General features: G+C 41.3%; 18 protein-coding genes. 2 read left to right on the top strand and 16 right to left on the bottom strand.

Annotation, left to right across the window (positions count from 1 at the left end):
• Positions 1-902 (top strand): IS3 family transposase (locus tag J8L84_RS18530; protein ID WP_211071971.1); only part of this gene is annotated, 902 nt, incomplete at its 5' end.
• Positions 903-1,247: 345 nt separating this feature from the next.
• On the opposite strand, the gene J8L84_RS18525 is transcribed toward J8L84_RS18530, so the two are convergent.
• Complete coding sequence (locus tag J8L84_RS18525; protein WP_211071970.1) at positions 1,248-2,753, bottom strand: right-handed parallel beta-helix repeat-containing protein; 1,506 nt, start codon at positions 2,751-2,753, stop codon at positions 1,248-1,250.
• A 761-nt stretch (positions 2,754-3,514) separates the two neighbouring features.
• On the opposite strand from J8L84_RS18525, the gene J8L84_RS18520 reads away from it, so the two are divergent.
• Positions 3,515-4,660 carry a glycosyltransferase family 2 protein gene (locus J8L84_RS18520; RefSeq protein ID WP_211071969.1) on the top strand — a complete coding sequence of 382 codons (1,146 nt, stop codon included), beginning with the start codon at positions 3,515-3,517 and terminating at the stop codon, positions 4,658-4,660.
• Between the two features lie 185 nt (positions 4,661-4,845).
• Here J8L84_RS18520 and J8L84_RS18515 read toward each other — a convergent pair whose 3' ends face one another.
• From J8L84_RS18515 to rplF, 15 genes are all read right to left on the bottom strand, one after another.
• Positions 4,846-6,228: a hypothetical protein gene (locus J8L84_RS18515; protein ID WP_211071968.1), complete on the bottom strand. Its 1,383-nt coding sequence runs from the start codon at positions 6,226-6,228 to the stop codon at positions 4,846-4,848.
• 21 nt (positions 6,229-6,249) lie between these two features.
• Positions 6,250-8,079: a glycosyltransferase family 2 protein gene (locus J8L84_RS18510; RefSeq protein WP_247670875.1), complete on the bottom strand. Its 1,830-nt coding sequence runs from the start codon at positions 8,077-8,079 to the stop codon at positions 6,250-6,252.
• A gap of 665 nt (positions 8,080-8,744) precedes the next feature.
• Positions 8,745-10,151: a mannose-1-phosphate guanylyltransferase/mannose-6-phosphate isomerase gene (locus J8L84_RS18505; protein ID WP_211071966.1), complete on the bottom strand. Its 1,407-nt coding sequence runs from the start codon at positions 10,149-10,151 to the stop codon at positions 8,745-8,747.
• 213 nt (positions 10,152-10,364) lie between these two features.
• On the bottom strand, positions 10,365-10,766 hold the full coding sequence (gene rplQ / locus J8L84_RS18500) for a 50S ribosomal protein L17 (protein WP_013786212.1): 402 nt from the start codon (positions 10,764-10,766) through the stop codon (positions 10,365-10,367).
• Positions 10,767-10,807: 41 nt separating this feature from the next.
• Complete coding sequence (rpoA, locus tag J8L84_RS18495) at positions 10,808-11,797, bottom strand: DNA-directed RNA polymerase subunit alpha (RefSeq protein ID WP_041452624.1); 990 nt, start codon at positions 11,795-11,797, stop codon at positions 10,808-10,810.
• A gap of 19 nt (positions 11,798-11,816) precedes the next feature.
• Positions 11,817-12,437 carry a 30S ribosomal protein S4 gene (gene rpsD / locus J8L84_RS18490; protein ID WP_013786214.1) on the bottom strand — a complete coding sequence of 207 codons (621 nt, stop codon included), beginning with the start codon at positions 12,435-12,437 and terminating at the stop codon, positions 11,817-11,819.
• 24 nt (positions 12,438-12,461) lie between these two features.
• A complete protein-coding gene (gene rpsK / locus J8L84_RS18485) occupies positions 12,462-12,854 on the bottom strand; it encodes a 30S ribosomal protein S11 (RefSeq protein WP_013786215.1) in 393 nt (130 codons plus the stop codon).
• A 14-nt stretch (positions 12,855-12,868) separates the two neighbouring features.
• The gene (rpsM, locus tag J8L84_RS18480) at positions 12,869-13,225 is read right to left on the bottom strand and encodes a 30S ribosomal protein S13 (protein ID WP_013786216.1); all 357 of its coding nucleotides are present in this window, start codon (positions 13,223-13,225) and stop codon (positions 12,869-12,871) included.
• 174 nt (positions 13,226-13,399) lie between these two features.
• Positions 13,400-13,513 (bottom strand): 50S ribosomal protein L36, encoded by a 114-nt coding sequence (gene rpmJ / locus J8L84_RS18475; RefSeq protein WP_013786217.1) that lies wholly within the window; start codon positions 13,511-13,513, stop codon positions 13,400-13,402.
• A gap of 37 nt (positions 13,514-13,550) precedes the next feature.
• Complete coding sequence (secY, locus tag J8L84_RS18470) at positions 13,551-14,870, bottom strand: preprotein translocase subunit SecY (RefSeq protein ID WP_211071965.1); 1,320 nt, start codon at positions 14,868-14,870, stop codon at positions 13,551-13,553.
• A 5-nt stretch (positions 14,871-14,875) separates the two neighbouring features.
• Complete coding sequence (rplO, locus tag J8L84_RS18465) at positions 14,876-15,310, bottom strand: 50S ribosomal protein L15 (protein WP_013786219.1); 435 nt, start codon at positions 15,308-15,310, stop codon at positions 14,876-14,878.
• A gap of 3 nt (positions 15,311-15,313) precedes the next feature.
• A complete protein-coding gene (gene rpmD, locus J8L84_RS18460) occupies positions 15,314-15,493 on the bottom strand; it encodes a 50S ribosomal protein L30 (protein WP_013786220.1) in 180 nt (59 codons plus the stop codon).
• A 6-nt stretch (positions 15,494-15,499) separates the two neighbouring features.
• Entirely contained in the window at positions 15,500-16,000 is a 501-nt protein-coding gene (rpsE, locus tag J8L84_RS18455; RefSeq protein ID WP_013786221.1) for a 30S ribosomal protein S5, read from the bottom strand.
• Positions 16,001-16,009: 9 nt separating this feature from the next.
• Positions 16,010-16,363, bottom strand: coding sequence for a 50S ribosomal protein L18 (gene rplR, locus J8L84_RS18450; RefSeq protein WP_041453128.1), 354 nt, complete (start codon positions 16,361-16,363; stop codon positions 16,010-16,012).
• 12 nt (positions 16,364-16,375) lie between these two features.
• Complete coding sequence (gene rplF / locus J8L84_RS18445; protein WP_211071964.1) at positions 16,376-16,909, bottom strand: 50S ribosomal protein L6; 534 nt, start codon at positions 16,907-16,909, stop codon at positions 16,376-16,378.
• Between the last annotated feature and the right edge of the window lie 13 nt (positions 16,910-16,922).

Genomic DNA, 16,922 nt, shown 5'->3' with positions numbered 1-16,922 from the left:
ACCGTATTTTTCGCGGGCGAGTCAAAGAAAAATACGCGTTCATAAAAGCCAGGCTCAAGAATTATCCAACAAAATTGATGTGTGAAGCGCTGTCGATACAACGAAGCGGCTTTTATGCGTGGATGGATGAACCGAAATCAAATCGGTTATTGGAAGACGAGCGGTTGACGGGATTAATAAAGCATTCTTGGCTAGAAAGTGGCTGTGTTTATGGGTACAGAAAAGTCACGAGTGACCTGCGTGATTTAGGCGAAGCTTGCAGCAAAAATCGTGTAGCCAAGCTGATGAAGCTAGAAGGTATAAAGGCGCAAGTAGGTTATAGAAAACACAAAGGGCATTACAGCGGCAAACCAGCGGTCGTCGCTGATAACGTACTTGATAGGCAGTTTACTGTCACTTCACCGAATAGATATTGGGTCACTGACATTACCTACATCCGAACTCACGAAGGCTGGCTCTATCTTGCAGTCGTCTTAGACTTATACTCTCGCGCCGTCGTTGGTTGGTCAATGAGTTCAAGAATGGAATCAGAACTCGTTACTCAAGCGCTTTTAGCCGCTGTATGGCGACGAAAACCAAAGAAACAGGTACTAATACACTCAGATCAAGGCAGTCAATTTACAGGCTATGAATGGAGTGATTTCTTGACCGAACACAACCTTAAAGCCAGTATGAGCCGGCGCGGCAACTGTCACGATAATGCTGTTGCTGAGAGTTTCTTCCAGCTACTTAAACGTGAGCGCGTAAAAAGAAAAATATACTCAACACGTGAACATGCAAGAGCTGACATATTCGATTACATCGAAATGTTTTATAACTCTAGACGAAAGCATGGCGAAGCGAATAATATGCCTCCACTGGCTTATGAAAAGCTAGAAGAATTCAAACGAAAATCTGTCTAGTAAAGTCTGGTCGATTCATTAACCCATTTACTACCTTTGACTTTACGACTACTCTAAGAGGCTAATTATTGGTGCTTCTCATAGCCAATGAGCTCATTCACTTCGACGTTTAATGCCACTTCAACGGTGATTTCCTTCGACAACCGACTAAATTAGTTTAAATCTTCAGATTTTTTATTTCTTTATTTGCTTCCTTTGCGAAAGTTTCAAGCACTTACTTTTCATGCTCATCCATTTACTCTTAATCTCTGTAAAAAAAATTGAGATTGGCAGTTACAATCTCTTAGAATACGGAAAAGTACAAACTCACTTATAAAAATTATATCTAGTGAGTTTGTAACCAAGTTAGTTTTCGATATTAGTTAAACAATTAGTATTTGATTGTTTAGCGATAAACTCCCTCTCATTGACTATATTATACATAGAGACATTACTTCTTCCCTCTGAATTCATAGCCCAGCTGCACACGATATCCGCCCTGTATAATTCATCAATAACACTCGAGAAAACTGTATTTTTTAAAATTAAGTTACCTTGTGAAAATCCTTCTATTTTTATTGCACCTATATCTTGTTTCAAGCCAATCTCTTCTGAAAATTTATTTATCTCAAACGCGTTAACAAACGATATACTATTATTCAATATAAAGTTATTGCCAGTTAACCACCTTTCACCTTGCGAGATAACAATCGCGGAAAGTCCAGTATATTTGATTGTATTGTTAATAATTTTGTTATGGCTTGAAGAGTGTATAAACTTCATACCATAAGAGAAAGCTCTTTCAATATGATTATCTTTATACAGCCCGTACGATGCAAACGAGTCGATACCTTCACCAACATCGACAATCAGATTATTTTCAACGGAATGAAAGCTCTTTGATTCTGTGGAACATAGGTTTATTCCATCAGTTTCATACAGCAGTGCTTTCCCATTCTTCCTTAATTCCGTGTTAAAAAATAATGAATCATCTATCATAATCCCTAGGATCAGATTAGCTTTAATCTTTAAATTTCTAGAGTTTACACCGTCATCTCTAGTTTCATCGACTTCTATTCCGGTAATTTGACGAAGTGGCATAGTGGAAAACGAATCATGGATTAAGTTTTCGCTGACTTTAACAGAGTGGGAAGAGTTTATTCTTATTATTGCGCTAGTATTAGAAACACCGACGAATTCAACCCCTTCAATTGTTATGTCTTTACTATTAAATATTTCAATTCCAGATTTGTAACGGCGTCCACTGTTTTGAACAGTTATTTTGAGGTCTTTAACTACTACATCTTGACTGCCCAATATATTAATTAAACTCCTTTGTTCGCCATCGTCTTCAAAGTCAAACACTAGTGTTGCAGTTCCATCTGAAGCTAACTTTCTGCCCTCTGGCATGCTTATCGATTTTGAAAGTACTATTTTACGATTTGAGGGTAACCAAACGTCCCCAGCAGTTAGAGCCCAATTAAGTGCAACGTCCACGCTTTTGTAGCGTTTTAAGTAGATGTCTAGACTTACAAATCCTTGAGGCTTTTCTGGTTTATATGTATTTGTAAACGATTCTAATTTGTATTTCTGCTCAATTATCTCTTCATAGGATAGGTATCGTTCATGTATTGAGTCTAAACGTTTTTTTACTTTTCTTGGGTCTAAAAAGCTTTGATGAGGGGCAATTGAGTCTTGGTAAAGAACTTCCTTATCATATTTTTTCCTATGCGACTTAATACTACTATAAAATCTAAGGAGCCTTTCCTGGAATATTTCTTCCTTAACTATTGGCAACTCTTCTGCAATAGCCAATCGAAACGAGGGAATGGTCAAAATTAGTAGTAAGATATGCGTATACCAATTATTCATAAAAGCCTCATATCGATTAAATTTGCCCAAGTAAAAGTATACTTACCTGTAAACGCTCTTCGAGCAGTGTCATTTTCCCTCTCCTAAAGTATATATAGTCCTCTAGGCGTAAGTTTGTTGACAAGCAAAAACCAAACAACATAATTTAAAAAATCAATTAATTTAAATATATAGGCATTTATTATACTAAGCCCTTTATACATCGGGCTGTTCAATCTAGTGCTTGGCGAACTACCATTGTAGAAGTTGCTCGATGTCGACCTCAGATTCGCTATTGAACTCAAGTACATTACTACATACTCAAAAACTCTAAAATGCAACCCTGGCAAAAGAATCGCCGATGTGACTTTCCCCCCCCCCAACCATACAAATTAAGTCAATGTTGAACTCTCTTAATTTGTCTACTGCTAGAGGAATAGCCCAACCTAGGAATAATTAGCTCGACTTGACGAAATGTAGCCTACACCCGCTGCACAACGACTAGTCGATAACTTCAATTTATCTTATACTCGTAAGCGCGTCGAGTATAAGTGAACTGAAGGTATCAGCAAGCTTTGGAAGGGAAAATGCTTTATTAAACCCTAAAAACATCAAAAACCTTCCAGCAGTATTCGAAAATATAGTAAGTATGGTTATTTTTCTTCAAGTAAAAACTCATTAGACTTATTTTTTAGGCAGTGAACAAAAGTACATGATTGGAAATCGTTTTATCAGGAGAGTAATATTAACACTAATGATCACGTAAAAGCGCTTGTGAAGTAATGAGTAAAATCAAACTAGTCGCTATAGCGAAAGATGAGGCAGCATATTTGCCTGAGTGGATATTCCATCACCTTCACTTTGGATTCCATGAAATCGAAATACTTATAAATAGAACCAGCGATAATACCGAAGCTGTATTATGTAAAATTGTGCATGAATTCCCCCAAGTTTCTTTCAGAAGAGTTGATTGGATAGATACCACACCTCCAAATCAGTTCATACAGTATATTGCATACGCTGAAAGTTATAACCGCGCTTCAAACAACGCTACACTATCGCACATATGCTTTTTGGACATTGATGAATTTTGGGTTCCGGAAGACTTCAAAAGCTCCATTAGTGATATCATTGAACAAGTTTCATCGTTCGAAACACTGTCTTTCCATTGGTTGAATATTTTAAATGAAAAAGAATTTAGCCACATAACTAGGCAGTTACATGTTCAGCCGGCCCCGACAGTTAAGTCTGTTATCAACTTATCAAGTAAAATTAAAAAGATACAGCTTCATTTACCTTTACTGGAGAATGGTTCAAGGGGCCATATGCTTTCAAACCATAAGCCTTTTCTGCACTCACCAAAAGAACGACAAAGGCTTCAGGACAAAGCACTAGAGGAACACTATCCAGCATATATTCTACATCGTATGTATCGTTCGGAGTTAGAGTACATTTCCTTATTACAAAGAGGGCGTCCATCAGACTCATTTCCTTTCAAAAGAAATAGGCCTGGATATATCAAAAAGTGTAAAAATGAACGTTTTATTGAATTTAACGAACTTGCTTACAACAACTATAGGGCGCAGTTTGATGCTTTTCTTCTCTCAATTCGAATTGGCCATTTGTTAGATGCTGCGAAAAGAAATATAGAAAGGCGTGCTTTAAATACTGTGGACTTATTAAATAGTCAATCTGACAACTTAAACCCAACAGATGAGAAAGACTTAGTGCGAATTTTTTCTGGATTACAAGAAACTTCTATTCGTGAATCTATAGAAAAAATTAAACTCTCGTCAGCTAAACGCGGAGGAGCTGTTAAAGGTAATGTGGCATCCAATGCAGATGAACATACTTTTCAATATGGCCTCCTAAACAAATTTGGTAGAAAGCTAAGGAGGCTAGCAAAGCTTCCACTAATACGAAAATAAACGAATTCCACGCAATAATTCTGAATTATTACAGATTACATCAAAGGCACTTAATCTAAGTCTCAATGTGTTATACAACATCTTTGTCGAAAAAACGACTTTGTATACTACTTTCATAGTAACAAAATTGAATCGACCTGAATAAAACAAGAGCACAAATGGCTTTTGTTTTATTCAACACCCAATTACTTGTTAGGTTTATTCGAGCCCAATTCAGCTCTCAATTTATCACTGAACTTGACGATAAAAGGCCCTTTAGGGCGTATCTCTCTAGCCTTTTCAATCAGTGCCTGAGAATGTTTTTCCTCACCCCTTTCATACGCTACATAAGCGGTTTCGCGCAAGAAGTCTTCTAGCTTAAAGTCCGGCATCTTTGTAAGAATCGCATTAGAAAACCAAGGTGAATTATCACTACCTTTTTTGTAATCTACATTAAATAAATCAGCAAGCTTAAACGCGTCAGGCCCTATTGTATTATTTGTCAATTGGACTTGAACCTGATTCTCCAGATGGCTGTACAATCCGGGTTTCTCAGCTTTCAACTTTTCTACTACTTCAAACATTTTACAAAATGTCTCAGCCCTATGAGGTAGCTTCGACTCTATTTTAACTAAAGGAGCTTTGAGAAAGTTTGGATTTATTTTAACCAACACTTTATCTAAACACTGTTGAGATTTTTCACGGAAGTGCTCTTCTAGCTTACCTAGTGTCGACTCTGAGACAAGCGCTGATAAATTGATTGATGAATCTTCGCTCTTATCGGAGATTCCTTGTAGAAACCAGTCTAACTGATGATTAAAGTGATGTGCTTTCTGATCAAGCGCATGGTTAAGTAGTCTTTTCAATTCCAAGGCTGTGTATGAATAACTGCGATTAACTACTTTGTTTTCGATAGTAAAGTTTGGGGAGATTTCTTTGCTAGTCAACCCAAGACTATTTAAAAAAACTTCCTGAATAGGGTATTGTTTGAAAAGCGCGGTGTCGTAACCGTACACTTCAACGTCGTCTTTACTAAAGGACTTCACCCATTGATTGAATATAAGCCCAGTATAGAAACTAGTATGCTCCCTTAGCAGTCTAGAACAGAATTGCTCTGGGCTTGCTGTTGAAAAATTGCGCTTAATACCTTGATTATAGTTAGAATTAATTGCCTCTATCGGGTCACGGTAGAAGGCAATAACCTTACAGCGATATCCCTTTACTAGCTCAGCTACAGCTTGAGGTCGTATATAAAACGCTTCTGAAGACAGAAATAATATTTTATCTGCTTTTTTAGCTCTAGTTATTAGCACATCGAACTGCTTTTTGGCTTCTTCCTCACGCTTATCGATTAATTTTAAGGCGAGATCGGAATGACCACCTGAGATTCCATTCTCATCCAAGCTATGTTCAGGATATAGAAAACCCTGTTCATTTAAATTTGATTTGTTTTCAACAAAAAACTTTTGAAGCGCCGATGAGCCAGTTTTGGGTGCACCAATGTGTATAACCACATCATAATGCTTTCTAGTATTTTTCACCTTAGGAAGCTTGAACTTGTCATCGCTCCCTCTAAAAAACTTAATCATTAGTAAGCCCCTTACATTTAATTAGCTAAGGCTAAAGTCTTCATGCGTAGACGATAAATTCATATTATAAGCTGGGTCAGCTTTCAATAAGTCAGCCCACTTTTCCTTCATGTACTCACTTTCTTTATTAAAGCGCGCAACTTTCTCTGGGGTATCTTCTTCACCACGGCTTATCGACTCATGGTGGTAAAGCTCGGCCCAAGGTGTAAACAGGTTTCGATAACCTGCGGTATGTACCTTCAAACAAAAATCCACATCGTTAAAGGCTATGGTGAGGTCTTCTTCATTTAGCCCGCCTACCTCTTCAAAAACAGACTTACGCACTAGTAAACAAGCTGCGGTAACGGCAGACATATTCTGGACTAGATGCAACCGCGTAAAATAACCGGGTTCACTCTTGTGGAAGTATTTGTGTGAGTGGCCAGCAACGCCGCCTATTCCTAAAACAACGCCAGCATGCTGAATAGTATCATTAGGATAATAGAGCTTGGCCCCTACACATCCAATTTCAGGTCTTAAAGCATGGGAGACCATTTCTGTTAGCCAATGCTCGCTGATAACTTCGATGTCGTTGTTTACTAAGCCAACGACGTCTCCGCTTGCTTGTGATACCGCAAAGTTATTAATTGCTGAGTAGTTAAAAGACTTATCCCACTTCAACACGCTAAAGTTACTTTTTGCGTCTAAATAGTCATTAAAGAGGGCTAATGTTTTCTCACAGCTCGTTTGATTGTCTACAACAATAATTTCAAAGTTTTCGTATGATGTCTTATTGTAGATAGATTCTAGGCATTGCTTCAGAATGTCGTAGCCGTCTCTTGTGGGTATTACCAAGCTCACTAAAGGTGGTTTAGCAGGCAAAGCCCAATTAACTCTATAGGTGTTGGGGTATGCCCCTTTTTCAACAGATGCACTTTGCTTTGTCTGCGAAAGGAAATGCTTTATCGACTCAATTCCTGCATCGGTTGTGTACGATTTAGCTGATGCATTCGACGCTGTTGAGTTTTCGATAACTCGCCAGTGATAAAGAATGAAGGGTAAATGCACCACTTCTTCACAACTAAGATTAGCTGCAGCTCTTAATAGTAAATCGTGATCTTGTGAACCTTCAACACCAACTCTAAAACCACCGACTTTTTTAAGTAAGCTGGTTTTATAAACTGCTGGGTGACATATGTAATTTTGACTTAGCAGTAAATCTGGATTCCAGTCTGGCTTGAAATGCGGTTGGTGCCGATTTCCTTGCTCGTCTATTTTATCTTCGTCGGCATAAAGAACTTGCGCTGATGCATTCTCTGTAATGGCCTTTGCAAAGAACGATAACGTATGTGCAGGTAAAGTATCATCGTGATCAAGTAAGAGAACGTAATCATTAGCCACTAAGGCTAATGCTTCGTTACTTGCTTTAGAAATATGCCCATTTTCATTAAGCAACTTAACGTTTATATTAGAATACTGCTGTTCATATGCCTTTAATACTTCGATGGTTTCCATGTTAGTTGATGCATCGTCTGCTATACAAAGTTCCCAGTTTTTATGCGTTTGTTGAACTACAGAATCGATACATGCTTTTAAATAAACAGGGGCGGTATTGTACGTCGGCAATATGATAGAAAACTTTACTTCAGACTGATTTGCAGTGAAAGCTTGTTTCATCTTCTCTATGGCACGCGGCTCATCAAACTCTACCCAAAACGGATAGCTTTTCTCCATTGCACCATGAGTAAATGTATTATTGTATTCTTGGTAAACGGTATCTACTAACCGCCCACCGTTCAGCCTACAGTTCGCGGCCAAGTACTCCTCAATGTTATCTACATGACTAAGTAACTTGTACAAGCGCTGTTTCATGTGCCTCATTGCAATGAAGGAGGGCACTTTTGAAATCATGAAAGTATTTATTGTGAACTCTGTTTCTGCTTCACAAGGGTCGAACCTGAGCATAGCGTTTGCACTTTCAAGGTAGAAAACTCTATTCACAAACTTAGTGCTATGCCAGGGCACATTGATAGACACCAATTCACCCTTTTGAAGGTTAGAATAAAGCTTTCCTATGTGCGACTGATGATTTGCCTCGTTAATCTTTATACGCAAAAGGTACCACCCTTTACTAAAGCTACGAGTGGGAATGCGTCGCGCAGGATGAATAATGAATTGCGGGTCATCTCCCGTTGATACCCAAGTGGAACCACTATTGTCTGCCTTGACTGGCGCTAACTCATGATGGGGAACAATGATTAACTTTTTAGCTAGCCGATAGGCTAATCGCTTTAAAGTTGCAGGCTTGAGAATTTTAGATAACAAAACGGGTGAACACCTTTTCCTATATAAAGCTTAGAATGCTTTCCTTAAACTTCACTTGTTACGTAGAAGGTTTACTACATACCTTTACGGCGCTAATCATACCGCATTTAATAAAATGGAAACACACGAGAATGATGATATTGGATGAAGATATAAATCCAAAAAAAGAAAAAGGCACCAAAGGTGCCTTTCTAATTAATTAACTGTCTAATCTACTTAGCTACACGCCCATATCTATCAGAAAAACGCACTATGTCATCTTCGCCTAAGTAGGCGCCTGACTGCACTTCAATAAGCTCCAGTTGGATTTTCCCAGGGTTTTCTAAGGCGTGGACCGCACCAATAGGAATGTAAACCGATTGGTTCTCGGTGACTAATGTGGTTTTATCATCAATGGTGACATTGGCACTGCCCGATACTACTATCCAGTGCTCAGCGCGGTGATGATGCATTTGTACCGATAGTTTTTCGCCAGGTTTAACGGTAATTCGTTTTACTTGGAAACGAGCTCCATTATCAATGGAATCATAACTACCCCAAGGGCGAAATACTTCACGATGGAACTGAAACTCAGGGCGTTTTTCAGCTTTAAGTTTGTTTACTACGTTCTTGATACTCTGTGCATCGTCTTTATGAGCGACCATAACCGCATCTTTGGTTTCAACTACAATAACGTCTTCCAGACCAATGACAGATACAAGACGTTGCTCTGCGTTCACATAGCTATTTTTAGTATTTTCTAAAATAGTATCACCAACAGAAACATTGCCATTTTCGTCTTTTTCCGCTGTTTCCCATAACGAAGTCCAGCTACCTACATCACTCCACTGGGCATCAAGTGGAACCATGGCAGCACTATCAGTTTTTTCCATTACAGCATAATCGATAGAGTCATCTGGGCAGGTAGCAAAAATATCGTGATCGACGCGAATAAAATCTAGGTCTGGGGTTTCAGTGTCAATGGCGCGTTTACAGACATCTAGCATTTCAGGACTGTATTTCTCAAGCTCTTCTAAGTATCTGCTAGCTTTAAACATAAACATGCCACTATTCCAATAATAGTCACCAGAATCGACATACCCTTTTGCAGTTTCAAGCGCAGGTTTCTCAACAAACTCCGCAACTTCAAATCCGTCTGCTAATCCACTCCCTGCTTTAATGTAGCCATAGCCCGTGTGTGGTTGATCTGGCACTATACCAAATGTCACCAATTTACCTTGCTCTGCTAATTTTTCTGCTTTTTCAATTGCAGCATGAAATGCGGGTTCGTCTTTGATTAAATGATCGGCCGCTAGCACGAGCAATACAGGGTCTTCACCATTTATCGTTGCATGCAACGCTGCAAGTGCAATAGCAGGTGCAGTATTTCGGCCAACAGGCTCCAGTAAAATACCGCCATGGTTGATGTCTTTTTGACGTAGTTGCTCTGCAACTAGAAATCGGTGTGCATCATTACATATGAAAATGGGGCTTTGGGCTTTAGTTCCATTCAATCGAACAATAGTGTCTTGCAACATGGTGTTATCGGATGTGAGTGACAAAAACTGTTTAGGTAACGCCGCTCGTGATTTTGGCCATAAGCGGCTTCCGGTACCGCCTGCAAGTACTACTGGTTTCATATTAACTTCCTTTATGAGTGAGAGAACTCTCACTTCCTGATACTTTTATTATTTATCTAAGTATACAAAGAATCTTTTTGGTATGAAACGGCGCTTCCAGCAATTAACTAGATTAATTATCAGTTAGGACAAATATTAAATTTTAAGAAACAAAAAACCCGGCCTAAGCCGGGTTTTTTAATAATTCTGATAACTCAGAATTGAGAGTATTTATTACTCTTCAGTTGCTTCTACTGCTTCTTCTTCAGCTTCAACAACTGGACGGTCTACTAGTTCAACGTATGCCATAGGGGCATTGTCGCCAGCACGGAGTCCGCATTTAAGAATGCGAGTGTATCCGCCTGGGCGAGCTTCGTAACGAGGACCAAGCTCGTTGAATAGTTTACCAACAACTTCTTTATCACCAGTGCGGGCGAAAGCTAAACGGCGGTTTGCAACGCTGTCTTGCTTAGCCATAGTGATAAGAGGCTCAATAACGCGACGTAATTCTTTCGCTTTTGGTAACGTCGTTTTGATCACTTCGTGCTTGACCAAAGAGCCGGCCATGTTCTTGAACATAGCTTGACGATGGCTGCTGTTGCGATTCAACTGACGACCACTCTTACGATGGCGCATAGTTTTATCCTTCTCTACAAATCAGTTTATTAAAAACCTGATTAATCTTTTTCAGCGATGCTCTCAGGCGGCCAGTTTTCTAGGCGCATACCTAGAGAAAGTCCACGAGATGCTAGAACATCTTTGATTTCAGTTAGCGATTTTTTACCAAGGTTAGGCGTTTTAAGTAGCTCAACCTCAGTACGCTGAACCAGGTCACCAATGTACTGGATAGCTTCTGCTTTTAAACAGTTAGCAGAACGTACAGTTAGCTCTAGGTCATCAACTGGGCGAAGTAGAATCGGATCAAATTCCGGCTTCTCTTCTTTCGCTTCTGGCTCAGATACATCACGTAAATCTACGAATGCATCAAGCTGTTCAGCTAGGATAGTCGCAGAACGGCGGATCGCTTCTTCAGGATCTAAAGTACCGTTCGTTTCCATATCGATAATCAATTTGTCTAGGTCTGTGCGTTGTTCAACACGGGCAGACTCTACACTGTAAGCTATACGCTCTACTGGGCTGTATGAAGCATCAACTAACAAACGACCAATTGGACGATCATCTTCTTCAGAGGAGCGACGGGTAGAAGCTGGTACATAACCGCGACCCATTTCTACTTTAATACGCATGCTGATTTCAGCTTCGCCAGTTAAAGTACAAACTAAGTGGTCAGGGTTAACAATTTCTACGTCGCCATCATGCTGAATGTCACCAGCAACAACAGGGCCAGCGCCAGATTTCACTAGAGTTAGGGTTGCCTCAGTTTTACCTTCTAGGCGAACCGCTAAACCTTTAAGATTTAGCAAGATTTCAATTACGTCTTCTTGCACACCTTCTTTGGTGCTGTACTCGTGAAGAACGCCATCAATTTCTACTTCAGTAACTGCGCATCCTGGCATGGATGACAACAAGATACGACGTAGGGCGTTACCTAGAGTGTGGCCAAAGCCGCGCTCTAGTGGTTCCAAAGTTACTTTGGCACGAGTAGGAGAAACGTTTTCGATCTCAACTAGTCTCGGTTTAAGGAATTCAGTCACAGAACCCACAATGCTTCCTCTTTAGTTAGCTTTACTTAGAGTAAAGTTCAACGATCAACTGTTCGTTAATTTCCGCAGACAAATCAGTTCTTTCTGGTAGGCGCTTAAAAGTACCTTCCATTTTCGTGCTGTCTACTTCAATCCAAGTTGGCTTCTCGCGTTGGTCAGCCAGTTCCAAAGCAGCTACGATACGAGCTTGCTTCTTAGCTTTTTCACGAACAGAAACCACGTCTTCGGCAGAAACGTTGAATGATGGAATGTTCACAACTTGACCATTTACCATGATCGCCTTGTGGCTAACTAGCTGACGTGCTTCAGCACGTGTGCTAGCAAATCCCATACGGTAAACTACGTTATCAAGACGCTTTTCTAAAAGTTGTAACAAGTTTTCACCTGTGTTCCCTTTTAGACGTGCAGCTTCTTTATAGTAGTTGCGGAATTGCTTTTCAAGAACGCCATACATACGACGAACTTTTTGTTTTTCACGCAGCTGAACACCGTAGTCAGACAAACGGCCACGACGGGCTCCATGCTGACCAGGCGCTGTATCGATTTTACATTTAGAATCGATTGCGCGAACGCCGCTTTTAAGGAACAAATCAGTTCCTTCGCGACGGCTAAGTTTGAGTTTTGGACCCAAATATCTTGCCATGATCTTTCTCCAACTGTCCGTCGATTAAACGCGACGTTTTTTCGGTGGACGACAACCGTTGTGAGGAATTGGTGTCACATCGGTAATATTTGTGATCTTATAACCAGTAGCGTTAAGAGCACGGATCGCAGACTCACGGCCTGGACCTGGACCTTTTACAAACACTTCTAGGTTTTTAAGACCGTATTCTTGTGCAGCAACACCTGCACGCTCTGCAGCAACCTGTGCAGCAAATGGGGTAGATTTACGTGAACCACGGAAACCTGAACCACCAGATGTCGCCCATGCTAATGCATTGCCTTGACGGTCTGTAATAGTCACAATTGTGTTGTTGAAAGACGCATGGATATGAGCCATACCGTCTGCAACCTGACGTTTAGCGCGCTTACGCGTACTACGAGCTGGTGCTTTAGCCATAACTTATTCCCCGTTTACTTCTTAATTGGCTTACGAGGACCTTTACGGGTACGCGCATTAGTTTTAGTGCGCTGACCACGTAGAGGCAAGCTACGACGGTGGCGAATACCACGGAAGCAACCCAGGTCCATCAAACGTTTGATGCTCATAGAGACTTCACGGCGTAAATCACCTTCAACGGTAAATTTAGCCACTTCGTCACGAAGCTTATCAATAGTCGCTTCGTCTAGCTCTTTGATCTTTGTATCTTCTGCAACACCAGCACCTACACAAATGCTTTTAGCACGTGTAGGACCAACGCCATAGATCGCTTGGATAGCGATTACAGCATGCTTGTGCTCAGGAATGTTAATGCCAGCGATACGGGCCATTAACAGCACTCCTCTAATTTATTGTTGACGACCTAAAAAGCCCGATAGGATACTTACCCGTCAACTAAATTGCAAATATTTAGGTTCTGAATACTTTAAACAAAACCAGCAGAACCTGATAAGTATAAGTCAGGCCCTGCTTATTGGCTTTGCGAGTATTCAGTACCGCGTAGATTAACCTTGCCTTTGCTTATGCTTCGGCTCTGTACAAATTACGCGCACAACACCGTTGCGTTTGATAACTTTACAGTTACGGCAAATCTTTTTAACTGATGCACGAACTTTCATTACATCACTCCCCTATCTTATATATTAAGGGGCTAACTTAACGGCCGTAGCCTTTAAGATTAGCTTTCTTCAGAACAGACTCATATTGACTACTCATCAAATGCGTCTGCACCTGTGCCATAAAGTCCATGATAACCACCACGATAATTAGAAGCGACGTACCACCGAAGTAGAACGGCACATTCCAGGCAATCAGCATGAATTCAGGCACCAAACAAATAAAGGTTATGTACAGTGCGCCTGCCAGTGTCAGACGAGTCATTACCTTATCGATATAACGCGATGTTTGTTCACCAGGACGAATACCTGGTACAAACGCACCAGACTTCTTCAAGTTATCCGCTGTTTCACGCGGGTTGAAAACCAACGCCGTGTAGAAGAAGCAGAAGAAGATTATCGCTGTTGCATATAACATCACATACAGAGGCTGACCTGGAGATAGCATAAGCGCTACGTCCTGCAACCACGCTGTAGATTCATTCTGTCCGAACCATCCTGCGATAGTACCCGGAAACAAAATGATGCTGGAAGCAAAGATGGGTGGAATAACACCAGCCATGTTGACTTTCAGTGGTAAATGCGTGCTTTGCGCGGCAAAAACCTGACGGCCTTGCTGACGCTTTGCATAGTTTACCACAATTCTGCGCTGTCCGCGCTCTACAAATACCACAAGGTATGTAAGCGCAATAACAATCACAGCCATCAACAACAAGAACAACAAGTTAATGTCGCCTTGTCTTGCTTGTTCTGCCGTCTGACCTATCGCTGTTGGTAGACCGGCAACAATACCAGCAAATATCAATATAGAAATACCGTTACCGATACCTCGTTCAGTAATTTGCTCACCTAACCACATTAGGAACATAGTTCCTGTGACCAAGCTCACTACTGCCGTAAAGTAGAATCCGAAGCCAGGGTTCAATACCAGTCCATTAATTAGGTTAGGCAGACCCGTCGAAATTCCAAATGATTGGAAGATAGCCAACACCAACGTTAAATAACGTGTGTACTGGCTAATTTTACGACGACCTGCTTCGCCTTCTTTTTTAAGCTCTATCATCGGTGGATGAACCACCGAGAGCAACTGCATAATAATTGATGCAGTAATGTATGGCATGATGCCCAAAGCCAGAACGGATGCACGCTCAAGCGCACCACCGGAGAACATGTTAAACATTTCTACAATGGTACCTTTCTGTTGCTCGAACAAGTCAGCAAGTACAGCTGGATCGATGCCCGGAATAGGAACATAAGAACCTAATCTGAATACAACAATCGCACCGAGTACGAACAACAATCTTGCTTTAAGCTCACTCAAGCCGCTTTTCGCGCCTGAATCCAATCCTGGTTTAGCCATCTAGCTTATTCCTCTACTTTACCGCCAGCAGCTTCAATCGCTTCTTTAGCGCCTTTAGTAACCTTTAAACCGCTTACTGTAACAGCGCGTGATACTTCGCCGCTCTTGATAACTTTAACGAACTGGATCTCTTTTTTCACAAGACCAGCTGCTTTTAAAGTTTCTAGAGATGCTGTATCACCATCAACCTTTGCGATTTCTGCAAGCGTTACTTCATCAGTAACGAAGCTCTTGCGTGAAGTGAAACCGAATTTAGGAAGACGACGCTGAAGTGGCATCTGACCACCTTCAAATCCTGGCTTAACACGGCCACCTGAACGGCTTTTTTGACCTTTGTGACCTGCGCCACCTGTTTTACCTAGACCTGAACCGATACCACGACCAGTACGCTTACCAGAATGTTTAGCTCCTGGAGCAGGAGCAATAGTATTTAAACGCATAACTTACTCCTCGACTATTTCGACCATGTAATTAACACGGTGAATCATGCCGCGTACACTTGGCGTATCTTCCAGTTCACGAACATGGTTGATTTTACGAAGGCCTAAACCTTTAAGCGTAGCTCTGTGCTTTGGCAAACGGCCAATCGCACTTTTAGTTTGCTTTACTTTAATCGTTGCCATGTCTGATTACCCCAAAATTTCTGATACAGACAATCCACGCTTCGCAGCAACTTTCGCTGGAGAATTCATCTCTGTCAGCGCGTTGATTGTTGCACGAACAACGTTGATTGGGTTCGTAGAACCGTAACATTTTGAAAGTACGTTCTGTACACCAGCTACTTCAAGTACTGCACGCATTGCACCGCCGGCAATAATACCGGTACCTTCTGATGCAGGCTGCATGTAGACTTTAGAGCCAGAGTGACGACCTTTAATTGGGTGCTGTAACGTGTGGCCATTAAGGTCAACGTCAACCATGTTGCGACGTGCCTTTTCCATAGCTTTCTGGATTGCAGCAGGCACTTCACGTGCTTTACCGTAACCGAAACCTACGCGACCATTACCGTCACCCACTACTGTCAATGCAGTGAAACTAAAGATACGACCACCTTTAACCACTTTAGATACGCGGTTTACAGCAATCAATTTCTCTAATAGTTCACCGTTCTGAACTTCTTGTTTAGCCATTATAAACTCCTAGAACTGAAGGCCAGCTTCGCGAGCTGCATCAGCTAATGCCTTAACGCGACCGTGGTATTTAAAACCACTACGATCGAAAGCCACTTTTTCAATGCCTTTCTCTTTAGCGCGTTCTGCAATTGCTTTACCGACTATCGCCGCTGCTTCAGCGTTACCTGTTGACTTAAGATCTTTTGCAAGTTCTTTATCTACAGTAGAAGCCGCTGCTAATACTTCAGAACCGCTAGGAGCGATTAACTGAGCATAGATGTGGCGAGGTGTACGGTTAATTACCAAGCGATGCGCGGCCAGTTCACGAATTTTTGCTCGTGCGCGTGTAGCGCGACGAATGCGAGCTGTTTTCTTATCCATCGTATCACCCACCTACTTTTTCTTAGCTTCTTTACGACGTACATGTTCGTCAGCGTAACGTACACCTTTACCTTTATAAGGCTCTGGTGGACGGTAAGCGCGAATGTTCGCCGCAACCTGTCCTACAACCTGCTTATCGGCGCCTTTCACGACGATTTCAGTTTGCGTAGGCGTTTCAACGGTAATGCCTGCAGGCATTTCGTATACTACTGGGTGAGAGAAACCAAGCGTCAGGTTTAGTTTGCTACCTTGTGCTTGCGCACGGTAACCAACACCATTTAACTGAAGCTTTTTCTCAAAACCTTGTGAAACACCTTGAACCATTGCATTAAGAAGAGAGCGAGCAGTACCTGCCTGCGCCCAAGCGTCAGCAAAACCTTCACGAGGAAGTGCTTTCAATTGGTTTTCTTCTTGTACAACTTCTACAGCGTCGTTAAAAACGCGGGTCAAAGTGCCTTTACTACCTTTTGCGGTAATTTCTTGGCCAGCGATAGAAATATCTACACCTGAAACCAAGTCTACTGGGGCTTTTGCTACTCGTGACATTTCAACTCCTCCG

This window comes from Alteromonas sp. MMG017 (assembly GCF_018100795.1).
Taxonomy (GTDB): Bacteria; Pseudomonadota; Gammaproteobacteria; order Enterobacterales; family Alteromonadaceae; genus Alteromonas.
Note: the sequence above shows the minus strand (reverse complement) of the source record. Positions and strands in the feature narration are given on the sequence as shown.

Coding starts and splice junctions, on each gene's coding strand:
- secY (WP_211071965.1), bottom strand. CDS start 14,870: ATGGCTAAACCAGGATTGGATTCAGGCGCGAAAAGCGGCTTGAGTGAG.
- rpmD (WP_013786220.1), bottom strand. CDS start 15,493: ATGGCAACGATTAAAGTAAAGCAAACTAAAAGTGCGATTGGCCGTTTG.
- rpsM (WP_013786216.1), bottom strand. CDS start 13,225: ATGGCCCGTATCGCTGGCATTAACATTCCTGAGCACAAGCATGCTGTA.
- J8L84_RS18505 (WP_211071966.1), bottom strand. CDS start 10,151: ATGAAACCAGTAGTACTTGCAGGCGGTACCGGAAGCCGCTTATGGCCA.
- J8L84_RS18515 (WP_211071968.1), bottom strand. CDS start 6,228: ATGATTAAGTTTTTTAGAGGGAGCGATGACAAGTTCAAGCTTCCTAAG.
- rplF (WP_211071964.1), bottom strand. CDS start 16,909: ATGTCACGAGTAGCAAAAGCCCCAGTAGACTTGGTTTCAGGTGTAGAT.
- rpsK (WP_013786215.1), bottom strand. CDS start 12,854: ATGGCTAAAGCACCAGCTCGTAGTACGCGTAAGCGCGCTAAACGTCAG.
- rpmJ (WP_013786217.1), bottom strand. CDS start 13,513: ATGAAAGTTCGTGCATCAGTTAAAAAGATTTGCCGTAACTGTAAAGTT.
- rpsD (WP_013786214.1), bottom strand. CDS start 12,437: ATGGCAAGATATTTGGGTCCAAAACTCAAACTTAGCCGTCGCGAAGGA.
- J8L84_RS18510 (WP_247670875.1), bottom strand. CDS start 8,079: ATGAAACAGCGCTTGTACAAGTTACTTAGTCATGTAGATAACATTGAG.
- rplO (WP_013786219.1), bottom strand. CDS start 15,310: ATGCGTTTAAATACTATTGCTCCTGCTCCAGGAGCTAAACATTCTGGT.
- rplQ (WP_013786212.1), bottom strand. CDS start 10,766: ATGCGCCATCGTAAGAGTGGTCGTCAGTTGAATCGCAACAGCAGCCAT.
- rpsE (WP_013786221.1), bottom strand. CDS start 16,000: ATGGCTAAACAAGAAGTTCAGAACGGTGAACTATTAGAGAAATTGATT.
- rplR (WP_041453128.1), bottom strand. CDS start 16,363: ATGGATAAGAAAACAGCTCGCATTCGTCGCGCTACACGCGCACGAGCA.
- J8L84_RS18525 (WP_211071970.1), bottom strand. CDS start 2,753: ATGAATAATTGGTATACGCATATCTTACTACTAATTTTGACCATTCCC.
- J8L84_RS18520 (WP_211071969.1), top strand. CDS start 3,515: ATGAGTAAAATCAAACTAGTCGCTATAGCGAAAGATGAGGCAGCATAT.